25 protein-coding genes and 1 pseudogene are annotated in these 22,820 nt (G+C 57.4%); 11 read left to right on the top strand and 15 right to left on the bottom strand.

Features of this window, described 5'->3' with window-relative positions; genetic code table 11:
- Positions 1 to 105: 105 nt before the first annotated feature.
- From ACW9UQ_RS15430 to ACW9UQ_RS15420, 3 genes are all read right to left on the bottom strand, one after another.
- Positions 106 to 318: a hypothetical protein gene (locus tag ACW9UQ_RS15430; RefSeq protein ID WP_458931916.1), complete on the bottom strand. Its 213-nt coding sequence runs from the start codon at positions 316 to 318 to the stop codon at positions 106 to 108.
- A gap of 108 nt (positions 319 to 426) precedes the next feature.
- Positions 427 to 1,863, bottom strand: a complete 1,437-nt coding sequence (gene pntB / locus ACW9UQ_RS15425; protein WP_458931915.1) for a Re/Si-specific NAD(P)(+) transhydrogenase subunit beta — start codon at positions 1,861 to 1,863, stop codon at positions 427 to 429.
- A gap of 10 nt (positions 1,864 to 1,873) precedes the next feature.
- A complete protein-coding gene (locus ACW9UQ_RS15420; protein ID WP_458931914.1) occupies positions 1,874 to 3,445 on the bottom strand; it encodes a Re/Si-specific NAD(P)(+) transhydrogenase subunit alpha in 1,572 nt (523 codons plus the stop codon).
- A gap of 185 nt (positions 3,446 to 3,630) precedes the next feature.
- Between ACW9UQ_RS15420 and ACW9UQ_RS15415 the strand changes: the two genes are divergently transcribed.
- A complete protein-coding gene (locus tag ACW9UQ_RS15415) occupies positions 3,631 to 4,938 on the top strand; it encodes a mechanosensitive ion channel family protein (protein ID WP_458931913.1) in 1,308 nt (435 codons plus the stop codon).
- Positions 4,939 to 4,963: 25 nt separating this feature from the next.
- Here the strand turns inward: ACW9UQ_RS15415 and ACW9UQ_RS15410 are convergent, their stop codons facing one another.
- The 6 genes from ACW9UQ_RS15410 to ACW9UQ_RS15385 form a co-directional block, all read right to left on the bottom strand.
- Positions 4,964 to 5,569: a glutathione S-transferase gene (locus ACW9UQ_RS15410; protein ID WP_458931912.1), complete on the bottom strand. Its 606-nt coding sequence runs from the start codon at positions 5,567 to 5,569 to the stop codon at positions 4,964 to 4,966.
- 65 nt (positions 5,570 to 5,634) lie between these two features.
- Positions 5,635 to 6,051, bottom strand: coding sequence for a VOC family protein (locus tag ACW9UQ_RS15405; RefSeq protein WP_458931911.1), 417 nt, complete (start codon positions 6,049 to 6,051; stop codon positions 5,635 to 5,637).
- A gap of 14 nt (positions 6,052 to 6,065) precedes the next feature.
- Positions 6,066 to 7,184: an endonuclease/exonuclease/phosphatase family protein gene (locus tag ACW9UQ_RS15400; protein ID WP_458931910.1), complete on the bottom strand. Its 1,119-nt coding sequence runs from the start codon at positions 7,182 to 7,184 to the stop codon at positions 6,066 to 6,068.
- Between the two features lies 1 nt (position 7,185).
- Entirely contained in the window at positions 7,186 to 7,989 is an 804-nt protein-coding gene (locus tag ACW9UQ_RS15395) for a hypothetical protein (RefSeq protein ID WP_458931909.1), read from the bottom strand.
- 45 nt (positions 7,990 to 8,034) lie between these two features.
- Positions 8,035 to 8,640 (bottom strand): 3-isopropylmalate dehydratase small subunit, encoded by a 606-nt coding sequence (leuD, locus tag ACW9UQ_RS15390; RefSeq protein WP_458931908.1) that lies wholly within the window; start codon positions 8,638 to 8,640, stop codon positions 8,035 to 8,037.
- 136 nt (positions 8,641 to 8,776) lie between these two features.
- A complete protein-coding gene (locus tag ACW9UQ_RS15385; protein ID WP_458931907.1) occupies positions 8,777 to 9,457 on the bottom strand; it encodes a TetR/AcrR family transcriptional regulator in 681 nt (226 codons plus the stop codon).
- A 357-nt stretch (positions 9,458 to 9,814) separates the two neighbouring features.
- On the opposite strand from ACW9UQ_RS15385, the gene ACW9UQ_RS15380 reads away from it, so the two are divergent.
- On the top strand, positions 9,815 to 10,273 hold the full coding sequence (locus tag ACW9UQ_RS15380; protein WP_458931906.1) for a DUF2306 domain-containing protein: 459 nt from the start codon (positions 9,815 to 9,817) through the stop codon (positions 10,271 to 10,273).
- Here ACW9UQ_RS15380 and ACW9UQ_RS15375 read toward each other — a convergent pair.
- Positions 10,270 to 10,761, bottom strand: coding sequence for a transglycosylase SLT domain-containing protein (locus ACW9UQ_RS15375; protein WP_458931905.1), 492 nt, complete (start codon positions 10,759 to 10,761; stop codon positions 10,270 to 10,272). The two genes, ACW9UQ_RS15380 and ACW9UQ_RS15375, sit on opposite strands and share 4 nt — an antisense overlap.
- 68 nt (positions 10,762 to 10,829) lie before the next feature.
- A pseudogene (locus ACW9UQ_RS15370) lies at positions 10,830 to 11,279 on the bottom strand (NUDIX domain-containing protein).
- Between the two features lie 225 nt (positions 11,280 to 11,504).
- Between ACW9UQ_RS15370 and ACW9UQ_RS15365 the strand changes: the two are divergent.
- Positions 11,505 to 11,816, top strand: coding sequence for a YegP family protein (locus tag ACW9UQ_RS15365; RefSeq protein ID WP_458931904.1), 312 nt, complete (start codon positions 11,505 to 11,507; stop codon positions 11,814 to 11,816).
- Here the strand turns inward: ACW9UQ_RS15365 and ACW9UQ_RS15360 are convergent, their stop codons facing one another.
- Genes ACW9UQ_RS15360 through ACW9UQ_RS15345 form a run of 4 tightly spaced genes read right to left on the bottom strand, consistent with a single transcriptional unit; the run spans position 11,817 to position 13,996 of the window.
- Complete coding sequence (locus ACW9UQ_RS15360; protein ID WP_458931903.1) at positions 11,817 to 12,881, bottom strand: 5-(carboxyamino)imidazole ribonucleotide synthase; 1,065 nt, start codon at positions 12,879 to 12,881, stop codon at positions 11,817 to 11,819. It abuts the gene before it with no gap.
- Positions 12,874 to 13,362 (bottom strand): 5-(carboxyamino)imidazole ribonucleotide mutase, encoded by a 489-nt coding sequence (gene purE, locus ACW9UQ_RS15355; RefSeq protein ID WP_458931902.1) that lies wholly within the window; start codon positions 13,360 to 13,362, stop codon positions 12,874 to 12,876. Before purE ends, ACW9UQ_RS15360 begins: the two co-directional genes overlap by 8 nt.
- Complete coding sequence (locus tag ACW9UQ_RS15350; RefSeq protein WP_458931901.1) at positions 13,359 to 13,769, bottom strand: rhodanese-like domain-containing protein; 411 nt, start codon at positions 13,767 to 13,769, stop codon at positions 13,359 to 13,361. The genes purE and ACW9UQ_RS15350 overlap by 4 nt, the downstream gene beginning before the upstream one ends.
- Positions 13,770 to 13,777: 8 nt before the next feature.
- The gene (locus tag ACW9UQ_RS15345) at positions 13,778 to 13,996 is read right to left on the bottom strand and encodes a YdcH family protein (RefSeq protein ID WP_458931900.1); all 219 of its coding nucleotides are present in this window, start codon (positions 13,994 to 13,996) and stop codon (positions 13,778 to 13,780) included.
- Between the two features lie 123 nt (positions 13,997 to 14,119).
- Between ACW9UQ_RS15345 and ACW9UQ_RS15340 the strand changes: the two genes are divergently transcribed.
- The 8 genes from ACW9UQ_RS15340 (at position 14,120) to ACW9UQ_RS15305 (ending at position 22,621) form a co-directional block, all read left to right on the top strand.
- Positions 14,120 to 14,533: an Hsp20 family protein gene (locus ACW9UQ_RS15340; RefSeq protein WP_458931899.1), complete on the top strand. Its 414-nt coding sequence runs from the start codon at positions 14,120 to 14,122 to the stop codon at positions 14,531 to 14,533.
- Between the two features lie 5 nt (positions 14,534 to 14,538).
- Positions 14,539 to 14,763: a DUF1150 family protein gene (locus ACW9UQ_RS15335; RefSeq protein WP_458931898.1), complete on the top strand. Its 225-nt coding sequence runs from the start codon at positions 14,539 to 14,541 to the stop codon at positions 14,761 to 14,763.
- A 165-nt stretch (positions 14,764 to 14,928) separates the two neighbouring features.
- The gene (aroA, locus tag ACW9UQ_RS15330) at positions 14,929 to 16,260 is read left to right on the top strand and encodes a 3-phosphoshikimate 1-carboxyvinyltransferase (protein WP_458931897.1); all 1,332 of its coding nucleotides are present in this window, start codon (positions 14,929 to 14,931) and stop codon (positions 16,258 to 16,260) included.
- Between the two features lie 385 nt (positions 16,261 to 16,645).
- Positions 16,646 to 17,641, top strand: a complete 996-nt coding sequence (gene dgcN / locus ACW9UQ_RS15325) for an N-acetyltransferase DgcN (RefSeq protein WP_458931896.1) — start codon at positions 16,646 to 16,648, stop codon at positions 17,639 to 17,641.
- Complete coding sequence (dgcA, locus tag ACW9UQ_RS15320) at positions 17,638 to 18,603, top strand: N-acetyl-D-Glu racemase DgcA (protein WP_458931895.1); 966 nt, start codon at positions 17,638 to 17,640, stop codon at positions 18,601 to 18,603. Before dgcN ends, dgcA begins: the two co-directional genes overlap by 4 nt.
- 105 nt (positions 18,604 to 18,708) lie before the next feature.
- A complete protein-coding gene (locus ACW9UQ_RS15315) occupies positions 18,709 to 20,529 on the top strand; it encodes an ABC transporter ATP-binding protein (RefSeq protein ID WP_458931894.1) in 1,821 nt (606 codons plus the stop codon).
- Positions 20,526 to 21,380, top strand: coding sequence for a D-amino-acid transaminase (locus ACW9UQ_RS15310; RefSeq protein ID WP_458931893.1), 855 nt, complete (start codon positions 20,526 to 20,528; stop codon positions 21,378 to 21,380). Before ACW9UQ_RS15315 ends, ACW9UQ_RS15310 begins: the two co-directional genes overlap by 4 nt.
- A 332-nt stretch (positions 21,381 to 21,712) precedes the next feature.
- Complete coding sequence (locus ACW9UQ_RS15305) at positions 21,713 to 22,621, top strand: polysaccharide deacetylase family protein (RefSeq protein WP_458931892.1); 909 nt, start codon at positions 21,713 to 21,715, stop codon at positions 22,619 to 22,621.
- The last annotated feature ends 199 nt before the right edge of the window (positions 22,622 to 22,820 follow it).

Here is a 22,820-nt window from a genome sequence, read left to right as displayed (position 1 = left end):
CATTCCCGCGCTGAACCGGTAAGTAGGGGCAGATCAGCGCGTAGTGGCTTTCTGTTATCTCATTCATAACAGATACTTTGTACAAAACAGCACTATGCAATAGTGTTAACAGGCCCTAGTCAGGTCGATCTCGATCCGGGCTTTGCCGTCGTCATCCACAGTGCCTGAAAGACCGGGCAGAAGGTTGGCTTCGGCTGTCTCGGCATTCTTCATGCTGACATAGCTGATGGAAGACGCATCACCATCCAGTGTCCAGCCGAAGGTTATACCGGTGCTCAGAAAAAATGTGCAAAGCGCAGTTGTGGCTGTGCGGATCATAGTTCTGTCCCCCAATGCTTCCCAGATTGCAAGCTTGCCCATACAGCATGTCGGCTGTTTCCGTTATCCGCAAGCCAAATGATTGGCAGCCAGGATGCCGTTAACAGTTCAGCTGATCTTTTGAAGCAAGGCGTCAACAGAAGCCTTAGCATCTCCATAGAACATCCGCGTGTTGTCTTTGTAGAATAACGGGTTTTCGATACCTGAATAGCCTGTGCCTTGACCGCGTTTTGACACGAAGACCTGCTTGGCTTTCCAGACCTCCAGCACTGGCATGCCGGCAATGGGGGAATTGGGATCCTCTTGCGCAGCCGGGTTCACGATGTCGTTGGAGCCGACCACGATCACCACATCGGTATCCGGGAAATCCTCGTTGATCTCGTCCATTTCCAGCACGATATCATAAGGAACCCGGGCTTCTGCCAGCAGCACGTTCATGTGTCCCGGCAGACGACCCGCGACGGGGTGGATGGCGAAACGAACCTCTTTGCCCTTGGCGCGCAGGCGTTTGGTCATCTCGCTGATGGATTGCTGCGCCTGTGCCACAGCCATGCCATAGCCCGGAACGATGACGATGCTGTCGGCATCGTCCAGTGCTGCGGCCACACCATCCGCGTCGATGGCGATCTGCTCACCCTCAATCTGCTGGGCGGGGCCGGTGGTATCGCCAAAGCCCCCCAAAATGACTGAGATGAAGTTCCGGTTCATCGCCTTGCACATAATATAGGACAGGATTGCGCCCGACGAGCCGACCAGCGCGCCGGTCACGATCAGCAGATCATTGCCCAGCGTAAAGCCGATCGCCGCTGCCGCCCAGCCTGAATAGCTGTTGAGCATCGACACCACCACCGGCATATCCGCGCCGCCAATGGCCATCACCAGATGCCAGCCGATAAAACCGGCGATGATCGCGACAAGGATCAGGGTCCAGAAACCAAAGCCGCCGAAATACAGGAACCCGAAGATCAGCGACAGGACCAGCGCGCCGATATTTATCAGATGCCGGTTCGGAAGGATCAGCGGCTTGCCCGAGATGCTGCCCGCCAGCTTGCCAAACGCCACGATAGAGCCGGTGAAGGTTACAGCCCCAATAAAGATACCTAGGAACACCTCGACCTTCATGATGCTGAGTTCCGCGGCTGATTTATGCGACAACAACGCCGCAAAATTGCGCAACTCATTCAAGGTGCCATCCGCGCGTGCTGCCATCATCCGGCCTAGTTCGATATCAGCGTTCCAGCCGATGAACACGGCTGCAAGACCGACGAAACTGTGCAGGGCCGCTACAAGCTGCGGCATTTCCGTCATTTCGACACGCCGGGCGACAATAGAGCCAATCACAGCCCCGACTGCGACCATAATAAAGATCAGCCAGTGTGTACCGACGCCTGGGCCAAAGATGGTGAACACCACCGCGATACCCATGCCGACAATGCCGTACCAGACGGCGCGTTTAGCGCTCTCCTGATTGGACAATCCGCCCAGTGACAGGATGAAGAGGATCGCAGCCGCAATATAGGCTGCGGTGACCATTCCGTAGCTCATGATTTCCCCCTCAGGATTTCTGGAACATCTGCAACATGCGGCGGGTGACCATAAAGCCGCCCACGATGTTGATGGTTGCAATTAGGACCGACACGGCGGCCAGCAAAGTCACGATGATCGAGCCAGAGCCGATCTGTAGCAACGCGCCAAGGATGATGATCCCGGAAATCGCGTTGGTCACTGCCATCAAGGGGGTGTGCAGCGCGTGGCTGACGCCCCAGATCACCTGGAACCCAACGAAACAGGACAGCGCGAAAACAATGAAATGCTGCATGAAGCTGGCGGGCGCATAGGCCCCGACCAGCAACATCAGCAGACCGCCCACCGCCAGCAGGCCAACTTGGAATTTGGTCTGGGCACGGAAGGCGGCGGCCTCTTCAGCAGCGATCTGTTCGGGGGTCTTGGCGACCTCTTTCTTGCGCTCCACCTTGGCAATCGCCTGTACCTTTGGCGGGGGCGGCGGGAAGGTGATCTCGCCGTCCTTGGTAACTGTGGCGCCGCGGATGACGTCATCTTCCATATTCACGAATGGCTGACCGTCCTTTTCCGGGGTCAGATCGGTCAGCATATGCCGCAGGTTGGTGGCATAAAGGGTCGAGGATTGCGTTGCCATGCGGCTGGGCAGATCGGTATAGCCGATGACGGTCACGCCATTGTCGCTGACGATCTTTTCATCCGGCACAGTCAGATCGCAGTTGCCACCTTTTTCAGCCGCCAGATCAACAATGACAGAGCCGGGTTTCATCATCTGTACCATCTCCTCGGTCCAGAGCTTTGGCGCAGGGCGTCCGGGGATCAGGGCGGTGGTGATGACGATATCAATCTCGGGCGCCAGCTCGCGGAACTTCTCAAGCTGTTTCTCGCGAAATTCAGGGCTGGAGGGCGCAGCATAGCCGCCAGTTGTGGCACTGTCCTGGCTGTCCTCTTCGAAATCGAGATAGACGAATTCTGCACCCATGCTCTCGATCTGCTCGGCCACTTCGGGCCGCACGTCAAAGGCCAGCGTGATCGCGCCCAGGCTGGTGGCTGCCCCAATGGCGGCAAGACCGGCCACTCCGGCCCCGACGACCAGAATTTTTGCTGGCGGGACCTTGCCTGCTGCGGTGACCTGACCGGTAAAGAAACGCCCGAAATTGTTCGCCGCCTCGATCACTGCACGGTAACCGCCGATATTGGCCATCGATGACAAAGCGTCCATCTTTTGTGCACGGCTGATACGCGGCACCATATCCATGGCCAGCGCGGTCACGCCCTTGTCCCGAAGCGTTTCCAGCAGCGCCTCGTTCTGCGCGGGCCAGAGGAACGAGATCAGCGTCTGCCCCTTGTGCAGCAAGTCCAGCTCCGCCCCTTCGGGGGCGCGAACCTTCAGCACAATATCAACCGCGTCATGCAGGGCCTTGGCCCCCTGAACGACGGTCACACCTGCGGCTTCATAAGTGCTGTCATCAAAATTGGCCTGCACCCCTGCGTCAGCCTCAACAAACACATCATAGCCAAGCTTTTGCAGTTGTTCCGCACTTTGCGGTGTCAGGGCAACCCGTGCCTCGCCAGCAAAAGTTTCGCGTGGTGCACCGATCTTCATGTCGCAACCTCTTTGTTCTGCCGCGACGGATTCGCAGCCTTAATCCTGCAAAGCAACCTATCGCAGCCCGCAGCTTTGTCCATGACACTGTAGTCTTGCAAGGGGTCACCAAATGTCGCGGCATATGCGCCGACTGGACAAGCCATACCTTGCGCGCGAATACTGCGGTCCGGAAAGGCAGGCGCTTGGAAGACGTCACACCACAAATCAGGACGCTGTTTGATGACGCCCAGGACTTTGTGCTGAGCCTGATGCAGCCTTGGCGGTTCTATCAACTGCTGATCATCATCGCGCTGGTCGTCGTGGCGCATTTCATTGCCCTGTGGCTCAGCCCCAAGGTAGTGGCATGGATACGATCCTTAAAGGGAATGAATGCCCGGCAGCTTCGCTTTCTTTCGCTGATTAATCGACGATTGCGCGGAATCACCTTGGCACTGCTAAGTTGGGTCACCTATCTGGTGATGCAGGAGGCGACATGGCCCAGCCGATCCTTTCTGATTGGGATATTTGCGACCCTGGTTACGGGGTGGGTCTTTGTCGCGGTTGCGTCGCGGTTTATCAAGAATCCGGCGTTGCGAGAGGTCGCTCGTTGGGGCGCGCTGGCTTTTGTGACGCTAAGCGTTCTGGGGCAGACCGAAAAAGCCGGAAACATTCTGGACTCCATTGCGCTTTCGGTTGGCGATGCGCGGATTTCGCTGTTGCTTGTGCTGCGCGCTGCTGTCTGGCTGATCGTGCTGATCATGCTTGCGCGGTGGCTCAGCCGATTCTTTGACAAACGGCTGGAAGCAAACAAGGATATTTCCCCGTCCTTTCGGGTGCTCGCCTCCAAGGTGCTACATGCGGTGCTTTATACGGTTGCGGTTATCGTGGGGCTGCAGGTCATCGGGTTCAATCTGACCTCACTGACGGTGCTGTCAGGGGCGATTGGTCTGGGGATCGGTTTTGGTCTGCAAAAGGTGGTGTCCAACCTTGTGTCCGGTGTCATCGTTCTGATCGACAAATCGATCAAGCCCGGCGATGTGATTTCCCTGGGCGAAACCTTTGGCTGGGTGTCAGAGCTGAATGCCCGTTTTGTGGCGGTGATCACGCGGGACGGGAAAGAGTATCTGATCCCGAACGAGGATCTGATCACCAATCAGGTGGTCAACTGGACCCATTCCAGCGATCTGGTGCGGCTCGATATCTATTTCGGCGTCAGCTATGACAGCGACCCGCATTTCGTGCGCAAACTGGCGCGAGAGGCCGCAGCAACCGTGGGCCGTGTCGTGGATGTGCCCTCGCCGGTTTGCCACATTGTCGGCTTTGGGGACAGTTCCATAGATTTCATCCTGCGGTTCTGGATCAAAGACCCGTCGGGCGGGCTGACCAATGTGCGCGGCGATGTCTATCTGGCCCTGTGGGATGCGCTGAAACGCGAGAATATCGAGATACCGTTCCCGCGCCGCGATGTGACTGTTTTGAAAAGCCCGGACATGCCAGCCCTGCCCGACTGACATATTTGCACAACAAAGACCCGGTTTAAGCCGGTTTTGTTGCCTGCATGGATGGCCGGGCTGCAAAGGTTTCGGCCCATGCGGCAAGCTGTGGACGCGCTTTGCGCCAGTCGCGGTCGGGCTGGCGGAAATCGAGATAGCCGAGCGCGCATCCAAGCGCGATCTGTGCTGCATCCAGCGGACCGGCAAGATGCGCCATCCAGCGGGATTCGATGGCATCAAGGGACCGTGTGATCTTAAGCCACTGCGCCTCGACCCAGCCATCGAACTGCTTGTCTTCGGGGCGGCATCTGGCCTCATACACCATCAATACAGCGGCCTCCATGATGCCGTCAGCGGTGGATTCCAGCGTCAGGGTATCCCAAAGGCGCGGCGCATCAGGATAAAATGTGGTGCCCGCCCGATCATTCAGATAGCGGCAGATCACCCGGCTGTCATGGATGGCAGGCCCGTTGGCGCGTTCCAGCGCCGGAATTTTGCCCAAGGGGTTTTGCGCCACCGGCATCGTGCCCGGATCCATAGCTGTGCCTGTAGCGGGAACAAGCTCTGCCTGATCAATTAACCCGGTTTCATACAAGGTGACTGTGACCTTGCGGACAAAGGGTGAGGCGGGGGAATGGTAGAGTTTCATGGATTGGGTCCTTTGCGATGCAGATCAAGTTGTAGCCCTGGCGACGCCTGTGTCCAGTTGTTGGTTTACCCGTCTCGGCTAGGCTCGGTTGTATCGTTGGAGAACACCGCAATTTTGTTGCCCTGGGGGTCACGAAGATAGCCGACATAGAAATGCGGCCCATAAGACGCACGAAATCCCGGCTGACCCTCGTCAGTGCCACCGGCGGCCAGTGCAGCGGCGTGCAGGTCGCGCACTTGCTTTTGGTTGCGGGCCTCAAACGCGACCATCGACCCGTTTCCGGCAGAGGCTCCTCCACCATCAAAAGGCGATTTGACGTAGAAATCCGGCGGGGCTGGGGATTGTCCGGGCTGGGCGGGCAAGGTGTAGCCAATGTCGCCCTGATAGGTTTCCAGCCTGTATCCAAGGGCAGGCAGAAATGCCGAGTAAAACCGTTCCGCGCGTGCGATATCATCAACTCCGACGGTGACATAGGCAATCATTCGAAGGGGTCCTTTCAGGGCAGCAGGATATCTACCCAAACCAGTCGGTGGTCCGAGGCATCAAGCCAGTCATACCCCGGTTCATCGTCAGCGGGCCAGAAGACGCCGGAGGCCGCGGTCGTCAGGCTGCGGGATGGCAGGGCGTAATCGACGCGAAGGTTCCCGGGACCGGTGTCATTCCAATCGGCGGTATCGAGGGCGGGGTCGCCCTGATGTGCCGCGTTGACCGGGCCGGTGGCGGCCTCAATCGCGCCTGTGCTGCTTGGGCGGGGGTCTGTGAGGCGCGGGTGGTTGAGAAGCATCGTGATCGCCTCGCGGCGGCCATCGCCATCATTTGGATCGGCGTTAAGATTACCAAGCAGAACGAAATGCGGCCCGTCGAAGCGATGTGGCCCTTGATCCGATGCTATGGTCTGACCACCCAGATAGCGGTGCCAGAAGATGATCTCATCGTGATTTCGGCGGCCGTTTCGATCCTCTGGCCCATCAAAGACCGGTGGGGTGGGATGGCTGGCAAGGATGTGCAGGGGGCCGTCTGGTGTTTCAACCGTGATGTCCCAATGCGATTTGGAGGATAGGCGCATCACCGAACGCGCCTCAGCCGAAGGGAATGGCGTGCCATCGGGGTTCACGGGCAGAAATGAGTCCGGAAAGTTCTGCCACAGCAGATTATGGAAGGTCCGCGTTGGTCCCAGCGGATAGCGGCTGAGCACTGCCATGCCGTACTGGCCAGAGAAAAAACCAAAGCCAAAGCCATCCCCAGGCCCCGCCTTGCGCCCATCGCCATCCAGATCAACGCCGCTTGGCACGCCCGTATTGACCGGGGCGGTGAAGTGATGCGGGTAGTCAAGGCCGGGACCGCCGGGGCCATCCTGACGCAGCGCGTCCTTGAACAGGGTCAGTGCCTGTTCGGTTGCGTCGTAGTCGATTTCATTGATCAGCAGGATATCCGGGCGGGTTTGGCGCAGAATGGCCGCGACCTTTGCAATCTGCGGGTCATCACCTTTCAGCAGGTCAGCGACCAGCAGACCCGCCTCTTTGCGCGACAGGCTGGCGTTGAAGGTGGCAACGCGGATCGTATCGGCCCAAAGCGGCCCGGTCAGCAGCAACCAGGCTGCGACCGCCAGGCGCATCCTAGCCCCGCGACCGCTTGACCAGATAGGCGACCTTCAGGATGGCGGCACCACGGATCACCAAAGAGCCCGAGAAAAACGCCCACAAGGTCACGCCCCAGACCAGCGGTTGGTAATTCGACAGCACCGAGGGGTCAAACCAGCCGCTGGCCCGCGATAGCAGAACCGGCAGCAGGAACAGAAACGCAATTCCGGCCAGAAGGTTGGTCAGCCCATCGCGCGACAACCGGCGTTCCACGTCGCGGCCATAGCCAGGCTCGAAGGTGGGCAAGTTGATCCAGAGGTTGAAATCCCGCCGTCCCACCGGCCAGCGGAAGAACCACAGGATCAACGCAAAGGCGACCAGTGAGCAGAACGTGATCAGAAAGCTCAGGCCGGCAGCGCGCTTTAACTGAAGAACGAAGTCTGTGTTCTCGCCGGCCCCGATCATGGTTGCGGCAACGTTGACCGGGCTAAGCGGGAAATCCAGCAGTGCGATAGCTTGATCCGCCAGTCCCAGCAACGAGCGGGAAAACGCATCCGCATTCGGGTCATCAAACGCCCGGCACAGGAAAGTCAGAATAAATATCTGTGCTGCAAAAGCCACAAAGCGCACGCGATTATAGGGCGGAGCAAAGCGGAAATCGATCAGGCCGGGATGGGTCGAGGCGTATTCGAATAGCGTAAAGGCCGCAGCGACACCGGCAACAATCAGGGAAATCTCACGGCTTGCATCCGAGGCATTCGGCAGCAGCATTGATGGTGCTGCGATTACCACAACGACAAGCAAGGCCCGTATAAGTGCCCCTACCAAACGTGTAATCAAGAGTCGCCTCCTCCGCTTCGACGGTCCGTCAGATTGGACCGCGCGCTATAGCCAGGGTGTCGATTCTGCGTAAGATTTCTCAAATCCGTCGATCTTTTCTTCGTTTTTCAGAGTTAGACCGATATCGTCGAGTCCACCCAACAAGCATTCCTTTTTGAAAGCATCGACCTCAAAAGAAATGGAACCACCATCTGGCCCCGAAATCACTTGGTTTTCCAAGTCGATACTTAGACGTGCATTTGCCCCCCGTTGGGCGTCTTCCATCAGTTTGTCTACGTCTTCCTGGGGCAGTACAATAGGTAAGATGCCGTTTTTGAAACAGTTGTTGTAAAAAATATCCGCAAATGAGGGCGCAATGACACAGCGGATGCCAAAATCAAGCAGCGCCCACGGCGCATGTTCACGGCTGGACCCACACCCGAAATTGTCGCCCGCGACCAGTATTTGCGCCTCGCGATAGGCTGGTTTGTTCAGCACGAAGTCAGGAATTTCGTTGCCATCATCGTCATAACGCATCTCATCAAACAGGTTCTTTCCAAGACCTGTTCGTTTGATGGTCTTAAGGAACTGCTTGGGGATGATCATGTCAGTATCGACATTGATGATGGGCAACGGTGCAGCAACACCAGTCAAATTTGTGAACTTTTCCATGCGGCTCCTCGTGGGTTCTTTGCTTTTTGGTAAATCACGGGGCAAGGTACTGCGCAAGGGGCGGGATAACATGTTCAGATGCGACTAAGTTGAATTCTTGCCAGCCAATATCTGATTTTACACGTTGCGTGCACGATCAATCCGATGAAGGTTGGCTGCCTGTCTTGGGCTTTAGGATAAGTTCGCCGATGCGGCGCCCTATGTCATCCCAGGTCAAGTCATCAAACTTTTGTCCGCCTATGTTTGGGGCAAAGGGGTCGAAGTTCCCTTCGATCCGGAGGTGGGCAAAGCCATGGATCAGGCTCCAGGTCATTACGACATCCCTTGCCAGTTGACCGTCTCCGCCCTTTCCCGTCAATTCCTGCAAGACCACGGGCGCATGGCCGCTGGCCAGCGCAATGATGTTGGTCATAGACTTGAAGCACCGCGTCGCCGCAGCTTTGAACCTTGAATCGGAGTAGTCAACAATATCGCAGCGCATCATAAGACGAAACCGGTCCGGATGCTGCTGTGCAAATTGCACATAGATACGTCCAAGTGCTCCAAACGCTTTGTCAGGCTTGTCCTTGTGTTCGATGCGTAAGGCCTCTGTTTGATCACCCAGCATCTTGAAGCTCTGCGTCGAAAGCGCAGTGAGCAGCCCGCGCAGGTCGCCAAAATGATGCGCTGGCGCTGCATGAGATACCCCGGCCACCCGTGCACATGCCCGAAGCGTCAGCGCGGATAGACCGCTTTCTGTTATGATGGTAGCGGCGGCGCGCAGCATAGCCTTGCGCAGGTTGCCGTGATGGTAGGGAGATTTTTCTTCTTTACTCAAGACTTTGTCCTTCTTGAAAGCAGAGTCTGCACGTCTATCTTGACACCGTCAATATTCGCTGGCATATCTTTACAATGTCAAGATTGGGGCATGACATACAGATCAAGACACTTCCATTCCTGATCCTAACAACTCTGGCTATGGGCGTTTCGCTATTCAGTCTGCACTACTTCGTCATCGGAAGCAGGCTGGCCCCGCCGATCATGGTTTCCCAATTGGCGGACCGACCTGTCCTGTTTCTAAAGCGTTTCGCATTTACCTTGAGACATTACATAAAATCGAAACGCTTACGCCATATAGGCTTATCACTGCGTTTCAGGGTAATCTTTTGTCTCAGGTTTATCCCGAAACGCTTTAATGCATGTCGCCGGAGGCTCCGTCGCACTTGCAATCGGCGTTTGGCAGTTTCTGCCGCGCACCCGACGCAGCAACTGGCACCGGCTTGCGGGTCGCATATACGTTTTCGCATGCCTTCTTGGCGGCATCGGCGGCCTGGCGATCGCCCCATATTCTGAAGCAGGTCCAGTTGCACAAGCGGGGTTTGGACTGCTGGCAGTACTATGGTTGGCGGTCACGCTGATCGCCTGGCGAAAAGCGGTGATGCGAGACTTTGCGGCGCACCGAATTTGGATCTGGCGCAGCTATGGCCTGACTTGCGCTGCAATCACGCTGTGCTTGATCCTGCCGCTTGGGATGGTTCTTGGGGTGCTGTTCTCGGTTCTCTACCCCTTCACGTCCTGGGCGTGCTGGATATCCAGCCTGTGTATCGCCGAGGTGATACGACGCCGGCTGGACCGATCACATAAGTTTGCTTAGCGCAGTCCGGTTTCTTCCAGCAGACCCAGCCGCTTAGCCTCGTAATAATACCCGCGCGCGTACCACTTCACTGCCTCATCCTCATTCCCGCCCGAGACAAGCCAGGCACCGCGTAGATATTTGACGGCGTAGTTAAGGTTGGTCTCTGCATCAAGCAAACCCTCGGGTGGGCCTTCGTAGCCCATGCCGCGAGCGGTATTGGGATGAATCTGCATCAGCCCCATATAGGGTCCGTTTCGTGCCTCTGGCCGATGCGTGCTTTCGCGCACGATGACTTTTTGGACGAGCGAGACCGGCACATCGTAGCGCCGCGCCGCCGCAACAATTTGTTGACGCAGCTCAGGTGTCTCGTTGGGATAAAGCGCAACGACCGGCGTGTCGGGCGCACCACCACATGCGGTAAGTGTCAGGCACAAGGTGGCGATACGCAGGAATGTGGCGATCACATTCAACTCCCGATCCGGTCCGTCTTGGCCAAACCATAACATGACAGATTGGCCGCGCGCGCGGCAATCTCCTGCAAGCGGCCGATGCTCGGCAAACCGCCGATGGCCGGTCAGCGGATCAAGTGTTCCAGTGGATCGTAAATTGCTGGCCCCGCAGGCGGGAATGCCATTTGCGGCGGGCTGTCAGGCTTGAAGCGCAGCTCCGCCAGTTCCGCCTACGTTACAAAACGGCGCTGGGTGACGACACCTTCTGGATCGGTCCAATCAGAGGACAGCGTCCCGGACAGGATGGTTGACGCGAAGTAGAGGTCAACCTGATGAAAGCCGTCGGCAGGATTGTGAAACTCATTGGCGCCAAGCATATGGCCGACGGCGATATGCAGCCCGGTTTCCTCGTAAACCTCTCGTTTCAGGTTGTCTGGCAGGGAGGTCCCCCGCTCTACCCCGCCGCCAGGCAGGCACCACAAGTCGCTTTGGCTGTCGGAATAAGCATTCACGATCAGCAGCCGATCTTGCTTGAGGATAACAGCACGAACAGCAAGGCGAGGAGGCGCAGACATAGCAACAGCCTTGCGGCAGGGGGCGTCCGGACGCAACCCCGAACCTGTGACCTCTGTGCATCGGGATTGGCGCGCCGCCGCCAATCTGCAACAAATCCCGGCTGTTCCCGAAAGGAAAGCTTGCGTCATTGATTTTTTTTTTGCCAAACTGCTGCCCGTAGCCGGTGCGGGGCTGCAACAGTTCTAACGACCGGTGGCAACCGGCATATCAGGGATCAGAGATTCATGGCTGGAGAAGACGACAAGTTCGAAGTCTACAAAGACAAACGCGGCGAATTTCGCTGGCGGCGCAAGGCCACGAATGGCCAGATTGTTGGCGCCTCTTCCGAGGGCTACAAGTCTAAGGCGGATTGCGAAAAGAACATGAAGCGCGGTCCGAACCCCACCGATAAGTGGGAGTTCTACAAGGACAAGCGTGGCGAGAACCGCTGGCGTCGCCGGGCCTCTAACGGTCAGATCATCGGTGCATCCACCGAAGGTTACAAAGCACCGAAGGACGCCAAGGCCAACGCCGCCCGTCAGGGTTACGAAGGCTGATCAATCCCGCCGGTGCGCGATACGGGTGATATGCCCCATCTTGCGCCCCGGCCTGGCCTCGGCCTTTCCGTAAAGATGCAAGGCACCGTCAAGGTTCTGCCAGGCGTCAACATCGTTTCCGATCAGATTTGTCATCACAGCATCCGAATGGCGTGCCCCGTCGCCCAGCGACCAGCCCGCAATCGCGCGAATGTGCTGTTCGAACTGGTCAATCACACACCCGTTCTGCGTCCAATGCCCTGAATTGTGCACGCGCGGGGCAATTTCATTCACGATCAGGCCTGTTTGGGTGACGAATAACTCCACCCCCAACACGCCGACATAGTCCAGTGCATTCAGGATACGCCCTGTCAGTAAAACGGCATCCTGCGCCTGACCGGCGGTCAATGCTGCGGGCACTGTGGTTGTGTGCAGGATCCCGTCCCGGTGAACATTTTCACCGGGATCAAAACAGACGACATCGCCTGACAGACCGCGCGCCCCGATGACCGAGACTTCGCGGCTGAAATCGACAAATCCCTCCAGCACAGAGGGCGCTTCGCCAATGGCCTGCCAGGCCGAGGCGGCATCGGTGTCAGGCATGATCCGCACCTGACCTTTGCCGTCGTAGCCAAAGCGCCGGGTCTTCAGGATGGCAGGGGTGCCGATTTGTGTCAGCACTTCGACCAAGTCGCGTTCGCAATCAACTTTCGCAAAGGGCGCGGTGGTCAGGCCAATGTCGGCCAGAAAGGATTTTTCCGCAGCCCGGTCCTGTGATGCGGCCAATGCGCTCTGGCCCGGCCGGATCGGCACGATAGCCTCAATGGCATCAAGTGCTGAGGTTGGAATATTCTCGAACTCATATGTCACCACATCGACGGAGCGGGCAAAGGCCTCAAGCGCAGCGATATCATCATAGCTGGCTGTGGTCAGTTGGTCGCAGACCTGCCCCGCAGGAGGATTTGCACCGGGTTCATAGATGTGGCACCGCAGGCCCAGACGGGCGGCGGCCAGGCTCAGCATTCGGCCCAACTGTCCGCCGCCAAGAATGCCGATGGAACTGCCCGGCGGCAGAGCTTTATTCATCCCGTGGGTCCTCAGCAACGGCAGCGGTCTGCGTGGCGCGCCAGGTGTCCAGACGGTCGGCTAGTGCTGCATCGGTGGTGGCCAGCATCGCCGCAGCATAAAGCCCGGCATTCGCAGCCCCAGCCTCGCCAATGGCAAAGGTGGCAACCGGAACACCCTTGGGCATTTGCACGATGGAATAAAGGCTGTCGACACCGGACAGGGCCGCCGACTGAACCGGCACGCCCAGCACCGGTACCCGGGTTTTCGCGGCCAGCATTCCTGGCAGATGCGCGGCACCGCCTGCACCTGCAATGATCGCGCGCAAGCCCCGATCCACCGCCGTCTCAGCATAGGCGAACATCCGGTCTGGCGTCCGGTGGGCCGAGACGATCTTGGTCTCATACCCGACACCCAACTCATCTAGGATATCGGCAGCCAGTTTCATCGTCGGCCAGTCCGATTGTGAGCCCATGACAATACCAATCAACGGATCATTCATGCCGGCCCCTTCGCCAAAGGTTCAATCGGTCCATCCGCATCTCTCCAAGCTTTGAAGCCGCCGTCGATATGCGCAACCTTGTCAAAACCCATGCTTTGCATCGTGTCCGCCGCCAGCGCAGACCGCCAGCCAGCCGCGCAATGCAGAACGAATTTGGCGTCGTGGTCAAAGATGTCTTTATAATAAGGGCTGTCAGGATCGATCCAGAATTCCAGCATGCCACGCGGACAGTGAAAAGCGCCGGGAATGGCCCCTTCACGCTGACGCTCGCGGATGTCGCGCAAATCGACGATCACCGTATCGGGATCATCCAGCAGCGCGATTGTTTCGACGGCAGATAACTCCTTGATCCGGCTGCGGGCAGCCGCGACCATGTCGGCGACGGAGGTTTTGAGTTTTCGGGTCATGGGCCCCCTCAGGCAATGATGTCAGGGTTCAGTTCATCCTCAAGCCGGGCGATCTGGTCTTTTAGCCCTAGTTTGCGTTTCTTCAGGCGCCGCAGCAACAGCATGTCAGAGCACCCATCTTCTTCCAGGGCTTTGATCTGCTCGTCCAACTCCCGATGAACAGCACTTAGCGCGGTCAGGCGCACCTTGACCACCTCTTCGTGGTCCATCTTCGGAAGATCGGTCATTCTGGCAAGGTCCCGGCTAGAACCCTTGTATTGTCGCCTTTCAGCCCCCATGTTTTCAAGCGGAAAGGTCGCCGTAATGGGGCCTTTCTGCGAAAGTTGCTTGACGAAGGACGATCAAAAGACATGACCAAGGTGAGTTTTGCCTCTCATCCCTATCTTCTGGGTTTCGAACAGCTTGACCGCCTAATGGAGCGGACAGCGAAATCCGGGAACGAAGGATACCCCCCGTTCAACATTGAACAAAAGGGCGATCACGCCTATCGCATCACGCTTGCGGTGGCCGGGTTTGCCGAAAGTGACCTGGATATCACGCTGGAAGACGCGCAACTTGTGGTGCGCGGTCGGCAGGCAGAGGATGACGCGGATCGGATTTTCCTGCATCGCGGCATCGCAGCACGGCAGTTTCAGAAAAGCTTCGTCCTGGCCGACGGGGTTGAGGTTGATGGCGCGCAGCTTGAGAACGGGCTGCTGCATATCGACCTGAAACGTCAGCAGCCGGAAACCGTTGTGCGTACAATCCGGATCAACAAGGGGTAAGCCCAATGGATTATCCATCCTGTAAGACCAAGGGAGGCGCGCCGATTGCCTATGTGCGCTCAGTCAGAGCCGAGGATCTGCCCGAAGAGTTTCGTCAGCATATGGATGGACGCAGTCATGCCTATTCCGTGCATGATGCCAGTGGTGATATTCTTGCCGTGGTGGACGACCGAAAACGCGCATTCACGCTAGCCCGAATGAATGAGTTTCAACCGGTTTCTGTGCACTGACCCCGTCCGGTGGTCCGTGGTGGGTTATCACCCACCCTACACAAAGCGTCGCCCCGGCGTAGGGTGGGTGATAACCCACCATCGACAGCAAACACGGTGCGTGCTTACCGATTAATTGCGCTTTTCAATTGTCTCTGACAAAAGGCATCTTGAAGGAGCGGCACGATGATAGACCTCGATAAAGTTCAGGATATGGATGCGCTGACCATTCAGCCTGTGTCAGCCCCGCTGCGGGGCGCTGTGACATTGCCAGGCTCAAAATCCATCACCAATAGAGTGTTGCTATTGGCAGCATTGGCCCAAGGCACCAGCCATATTTCCGGCGCGCTGAAATCCCGGGACACCGAGCTGATGGCGGCAGCTCTGCGACAGATGGGCGTGCAGGTGGACGAGCCTGACGCCACCAGTTTCACCGTCACATCGACCGGCAGCCTGACGGCCCCTTCAGAGCCGCTGATGCTGGGGAATGCCGGAACCGCAACGCGATTTTTAACGGCAGCCGCCGCACTGGCGGACGGCCCGGTTACCATCGACGGTGATGAGGAGATGCGCCAGCGCCCGATTGCGCCCTTGGTACAGGCACTAAAATCACTTCAGATCGATATCGAAGACACCAATGGCTGCCCCCCGGTTACCCTGAAGGGTACAAGTGGCTTTAGCGACTTTCATATGTCATCCCCCCGTATCGAGATTGATGGCGGATTGTCCAGCCAGTATGTTTCTGCCTTGTTGATGCTGGCAGCACGCATGCCTGCACCGGTGACCGTAGCCCTGACGGGCGCGCAGATCGGGGCTCGTGGTTATGTGGAGCTAACCCTTGCGGCCATGGTCAGGTTTGGCGCGATCATTATGGAGGCCGGACCTGGTGCCTGGCAGGTTGCACCCACCGGTTATCAGGCTGCGGATATTGCTGTTGAGCCCGATGCCTCGGCAGCGACGTATCTTTGGGCGGCCGAGAAACTAACCGGTGGAGAGATCGACCCGGGCATTCCAGTTTCTCGCTTTACCCAGCCCGACGCTGCGGCCCATGCGGTGATGAGCAGCTTTCCCAACCTGCCCGCTATCATTAACGGTGCGCAGATGCAGGATGCCGTGCCGACGCTGGCGGTACTGGCGGCATTCAACACCACCCCGGTTCGGTTCACTGGCATTGAAAATCTGCGGGTTAAGGAATGTGATCGTATCCGCGCTGTGGCCACCGAACTAAACAGAATCCGGCCCGGCCTTGCCGAAGAAGACGGTGACGATCTGCTGGTTCACGGCGATCCTTCGCTTGGGGGGCAGACATTGCCTGCCCGGATTGAAACCTATGCAGATCATCGTATCGCGATGAGTTTCGCCCTGGCTGGTCTGAAAGTCGGCGGGATCACCATTCTCGACCCCGCCTGCACCGGAAAGACCTATCCTGACTATTGGGCTGCGTTGGCGAGCCTGGGTGTCGGCATTAAAGCGTTTCGGGATAAACCTGAGACAAAAGATTATCCTGAAACGCAGTGATAAGCCTATATGGTGTACGCGTTTCGATTTTATGTGATGTCTCAAGGTAAACTCGAAACGCTTTAGCACGGGTTAAGGCCGTATAGGTTATCTCGGGAATTCGACCGCAAACGGATTATACGTGTAGTCCGCGTTGGCGTTGTAGGTTGAGCTTGCAGCTCAAAAATTGGGATCGCCAACGAAATCGGTCAGATAGCGGTTTAAGGATCTGCTTTGTGCCAGCTAAACAACACAGAGTCTATCATATGATCTGCCAAATGATAGAAAGGCGGGTCAAACTTTGCGATAGACTGCGATATCGCATTGTGATGCCGCGTAAAAACCTCTGGTACTGCAGGAAACCTTCGCTAGGCTGTGCCTAACGACTCACCCTGAGGGCCTGATTATGATCAATACTCCGTATCTTTTGTTTCTTGGCGATGCGCCTGACCCACTCGCGGCCAAAGTGGCTCAGGGGATCAAGGACTGGCGACCGAATTTCTGCGTCGGGCAGCTTCGTTTGCCAGACTGCAATGCGAATATGGGTTTGCAGGAGATGACGATAGAGCAGGCCGTTGCATCCGGCGCGCGGACGCTGGTGATCGGGGTGGCCAATCGGGGTGGCGTGATTTCTCCGGTGTGGAAGCAGGTGCTGAAAGATGCGTTGAAAGCGGGAATGGATATTGCATCAGGGCTGCATAATCTGCTGCGGGACGAACCGGATCTGGCAGAGTTGGCCCGGACAGAAGGGCGGCTTTTACATGACGTGCGGGTGCCGCATATGGTGTACCCTATTGCCAATGGGGAAAAGCGAACCGGTAAGCGCTGTCTGGCGATCGGCACGGATTGTTCTGTTGGCAAGATGTATACTGCGATTGCTATGGAGCGCGAGATGCTGACCCGGGGGATTAAGGCCACCTTCCGGGCCACCGGGCAGACCGGGATTTTGATCACAGGCTCGGGCGTGCCGCTCGATGCGGTTGTGGCGGATTTTATGGCCGGTTCGGTGGAATGGCTGACACCGGACAATGAGCCGGATCATTGGGACCTGATCGAAGGGCAAGGCAGTTTGTTCCATCCTTCCTATTCCGGCGTTACGATGGCACTTATTCACGGCGGCGCACCCGATGCCCTGATCCTGTGCCATGAGCCGACGCGCACCCATATGCGCGGCCTGCCCGGTTATGCGCTACCCTCACTCGATCAATTGCGGGATGTCGGTGAAAAGCTGGCGCATGTGGTCAATCCTGATGCGCGCAGTGTGGCGATCTCGGTCAATACAAAGGCGATGGAAGAGGCGGCGGCCGAGGATTATCTGGCTGAGCTCGAAGCACAGATGGGCCTGCCCGCCACGGATCCGTTCCGCTATGGTGCGGGCAAGCTTGTGGATGCGCTGGCATGATCCGCGTAACCGCTGATATCTTTCCGCTGGCCGAGGTGTTTACCATATCCCGCGGGTCCCGAACCGAGGCGAAGGTTCTGACAGTGACCGTGACGCGTGATGGTGTGACGGGGCGCGGCGAATGCGTGCCTTACGCCCGTTATGGCGAGACGCTTGAAAGCGTGCGAGCCCAGATTGAAGGACTGCCCCAAGACATCGGACGGGATGCCCTGCAATCTGCCCTGCCGCCGGGGGCGGCACGCAACGCGGTCGATTGCGCTTTGTGGGATTGGCAGGCGAAAGCCACCGGGCAGCCGGTCTGGCAACTGGCCGGCTTGGACGCGCCAAAACCGATGATCACCGCTTATACCCTCTCGCTGGATACGCCTGAGAAAATACAGGCACAGGCAGCCAAACATGCGCACCGCCCTTTGCTAAAGACCAAGCTTGGCGGCGGGGCGGAGGATATCCCCCGGATAGAGGCCGTTCGGGCAGGTGCGCCTGAGGCGCGGATCATTGTTGATGCGAATGAAGGCTGGGATGCTGCAACCTATGCCAAACTGTCCCCGGTGCTGGTGAGCCTGGGGGTCGCGATGGTGGAACAACCCCTTCCAGCGGGTGCGGATGCGGCATTGGCAGACATGGACCGACCGCTGCCGGTCTGCGCGGATGAGGCTTGTCATGACAGGGCGTCACTGGCCGGGCTGGCGGGTAAGTATGACATGGTCAATATCAAGCTGGATAAGACCGGTGGCCTGACGGAAGCGCTGAAATTGCGGGATGCCGCGCGCGCCGAAGGATATCAGGTAATGGTCGGGTGCATGGTTGGGTCGTCGCTGGCAATGGCCCCTGCGCTGCTGGTGGCACAAGGTGCTGAGGTGGTTGACCTAGATGGCCCTCTGCTGTTGGCAAAGGACCGCGAGCCACCGCTGCATTATGATGAGGCGGGTGCGCATCCGTCGCAACCAGCGCTGTGGGGGTAGGGTGGGTTTAAACCCACCCTACAGGCGCGGCGGTGTCGGATTTGCCGGTTTCAAGTCCGGGCACGGCAGTTTAGTCTGTGCCAAAAGTTCTTGGGGAGTATAGATATGCTGGATGATCCGCTGGTGAAGGTTGATAACCTTCGGGTCGAGTTTGAGACCAATGACGGCACAGTCGTTGGCGTGGAAGATGTCTCGTTCGATATCAAGCCGGGCGAAACTGTGTGCATCGTCGGCGAAAGCGGCTCGGGCAAATCGGTCAGTTCACTGGCAATGATGCGGCTGGTCGAATTCGGCGGCGGCAAGATCACCAACGGCACCATGGAACTGCGACGTGACGGCGACACGGGCGTCCTGTCTTTGGGCCAGCAGGACCATCGCAAGATGCGCGCCATTCGCGGCAATGACATTGCGATGATCTTTCAGGAGCCGATCAGCGCCCTCAACCCGGTGTTCACCATCGAACGTCAGCTGACCGAAGGGCTGCGAGTTCACAAAGGTATGTCGAAATCCGCCGCGCGCGCCCGTGCGCTGGAACTGATGAAACAGGTCCGTATCCCGGAGCCAGAGCGCCGCCTGAAGCAATATCCGCATGAGCTGTCCGGCGGGATGCGTCAGCGCGTGATGATCGCAATGGCGCTGGCTTGTGAGCCAAAATTGCTGATCGCTGATGAGCCGACGACCGCGCTGGATGTCACCATTCAGGCCGAAATCCTTGCGCTGATCAACCGGCTTAAGAAAGAGGTCGGCACGGCCGTTCTGTTCATCACTCATGACATGGCGGTGGTCGCCCAGGTCGCTGACCGCGTTGTCGTCATGTATCGGGGCAACAAGCTTGAGGAAGGCCCTGTCGAACAGATTTTTGAAAACCCTCAGCACGAATATACACAGGCGCTTTTGGCCTCGGTCCCGCGTCTGGGGTCGATGAAAGGCAAGACCGCACCAGAGCCGTTCCATATTCCCGGCGAGCCCAAGATCGAAGCCACGCCTCCTGCCGCGCGCACCGATGAAGCGTTGCTGGAGGTCAAAAATCTGACCACGCGCTTCCCGGTCAAGGGCGGCTTTTTCCGGCGGCATATCTCAAATGTGCATGCGGTTGAGGATGTATCGTTCAACATGGGGGTCGGAGAAACCCTGTCGCTGGTCGGCGAATCCGGTTGCGGCAAGTCGACGGCAGGCCGGTCGATCATGCGTCTGGTCGAACCTCAGTCGGGCAGCATCATGCTGGACGGCAAAGACGTCATGGCGATGGATCTGAAAGAACTGCATCAGGCCCGGCAGGATATCCAGATGGTGTTCCAGGACCCGTTCAGCAGCCTTGATCCCAGGATTCGGCTGTCTGACCAGGTTGCTGAGCCGATGAAGAACTATGACATTGCAAAGGGCGCGGACCTGGAAGACCAGGTCGCACAACTGTTCGACAAGGTGGAGCTGCCGCGCAGCTTCATGCGGCGCTATCCGCATGAATTGTCTGGCGGTCAACGCCAGCGCGTGGCAATCGCGCGCGCCCTTGCGCTTAGCCCCAAGCTGATTGTCGCGGATGAAGCGGTTTCGGCGCTGGATGTTTCAATCCAGGCGCAGGTGCTGAACCTGATGCTGAACCTTCAGGCCGAAATGGGGATTTCCTTTCTGTTTATCAGCCACGATATGGCAGTGGTCGAACGGGTCAGCCATCGCACGGCAGTGATGTATCTGGGTCGCATTGTCGAGATCGGGCCGCGCGCCGCGATCTTTGAGGATCCGCGCCACGATTACACCAAATCTCTGCTATCCGCAGTGCCCGTTGCCGATCCGCGTCAGCGCAAGATCGAAGGCGACCTGAACTTCAAACCCATCCCTTCGCCGGTTTTCCCGTTGGATTGTGACCCGGCCCCGTCAGAATATGACGAGGTTTCGCCATGCCATTTCGTGCTGAGGACAAATACATGAGCCGCATCGTCTATGTGAATGGTGACTATCTGCCCGAAGAAGACGCAAAAATCTCGGTCTTCGACCGTGGGTTTCTGATGGCGGATGCGGTTTATGAGGTCACCTCGGTGATTGACCGCAAGCTGATCGACTATCCCGCGCATATGACCCGGCTGAACCGGTCGATGTCCGAGTTGGAGATGACGCCGCCGTGTTCGGATGAAGAGTTGGAGGCGATCCACCGTGAACTGATCGACCGCAACGAACTGACCGAAGGTATGATCTATCTGCAGGTCACACGCGGGGCTGCCGACCGGGATTTCGTATTTCCGGAAAATGCCACGCCGGGGCTGGTGCTGTTCACGCAGGCGAAACCGGTCATCGACAGCCCGGTCGCGACCAAAGGGCTTAAGGTGATTACCATGCCCGATATCCGCTGGGCGCGGCGCGATATCAAGACGGTGCAACTGCTTGCCCCGTCCATGTGCAAGATGGCGGCGAAAAAGACCGGGGCCGATGATGCCTGGCTGGTCGAGGACGGGTTCGTGACAGAGGGCACCTCGAACAACGCCTATATCGTCAAATCCGATGGCACGGTGGTGACCCGCGATCTGTCCAATGCCATCCTGCATGGCATCACCCGGGCCGCCATCCTGCGTTTCGCCCGCGAGGCACAGATCCGCATCGAAGAACGCCCCTTTACCGTCGAAGAGGCCCGCGACGCGGCAGAGGCGTTTGTCACCTCCGCCTCAACCTTTGTCGGTCCGGTGGTGGAAATCGACGGCGTGACCATTGGCGACGGAACCCCGGGGCCAATCGCGAAACGGCTGCGCGAAATTTACATTGAGGAAAGTCTGAAGACGGCGAGCTGAAACACTGTCTAGATACAGCGCATGTGCTGACCATTAAGCCCACCCGTGCATCCAGCCCGGGCCGCGCTCGTCTGGGCCGCCACGTCCTCTCCTGTGCCGTGCTAAAGCGTTTCGGGATAAACCTGAGACAAAGGATTACCCCGAAACGCAGTGATCAACCTATAGGGTGTACGCGTTTCGATTTTATGTGATGTCTCAAGGTAAACTCGAAACGCTTTAGATAGTTTACTCCCTGAGCGCGGCAGTTCACTGTACGGAGATATTTGCCTGGTTGCGACCGACTTTCAAGCTTGGTGCAAATGTAAAAAATCGAAAATCAACGGGTCTCGGACATGTTAGAATGGACGATCATGAAAAACTGGAGATCGTTCCTGTTAATAGGAATTGGCTTGATTTTAGCGGCCTGCAGAGAAGATGGCAGCCCAGTCTCTGACACCCCGGATGTTCCAATTTCGACAAGCCCCTCTCGTGTTGCAATAACCGTTGATGACCTTCCTTACGTAACTTTTGGTGGCGCAAGCCCAGTAGACGGCCTGCGATATGCCGAGAGCATCACATCCGCTCTCCGGCAACATGGTATCGTGGCCACCGGGTTTGTGATCGGGCAAAATATTAGTCCGGAAACACGTCCAGCGCTTCAGGTTTTCGCCGATGCGGGTCATGCAATTGGAAACCATAGCTGGTCCCATCCTGACTACGGAAATCTAACTGCTGACGACTTTCATCTTGAAACTCTGCGGACAGATGAAGCTTTGGCTGAATGGATAAATGGGCCGAAATACTACCGTTTTCCTTATCTACGCCAGGGTGAAACCGCTGCCAAACGAGATGCTGCGATGCAAGTCTTGGCTGATCTCGGGTATCGCAATGTTCCGGTAACTATCGACAACGATGAATGGCGGTTCAACGCCGACTACATGAAGGCTTTGGAAGAGGGCGAAGATGATGCCGCCGCGATCATAGCTCAGCACTATCTTGCCCATATGCAAGAGCGTACCGCGTATTTTCAAACGCTCGCAGTTGATGAACTTGGCGGCGATGTAGACCACATTTTGCTAATACACCTAAATCGGATAAACGCGGATCACCTAGGCACACTGCTTGATTGGTATGGGGCTCAGGGTTGGAGCTTCATCACTGTTGATGAAGCCTTGGATGACCCCGTGTATTCTCGCGCTGAGCTTTATGAAGGCCCCAGAGGTTTGTCTCAGATTGAACGGGTTCTTGGTGGGCAGCGATAGTAGTTGCAGCGATAGTAGTTAATGCATATACGCCGTTCAAATAGTGGCCATTTGCTTAGACTATAACGTGTGTAGGTTTTGGCTCATGGACGAAGCCGCTCGCGCGGCACTGGCGCTTGTGGCAGCTGTTGATTTCCACCTGATAGACCTGCGGGTTTTGCGATTTGGCTGACCTGTCTGACGATTGGGGCTTTCTCAG

This window comes from Halovulum sp. GXIMD14793, from assembly GCF_054457435.1.
This window is presented reverse-complemented; position numbering and strand designations above follow the sequence as displayed.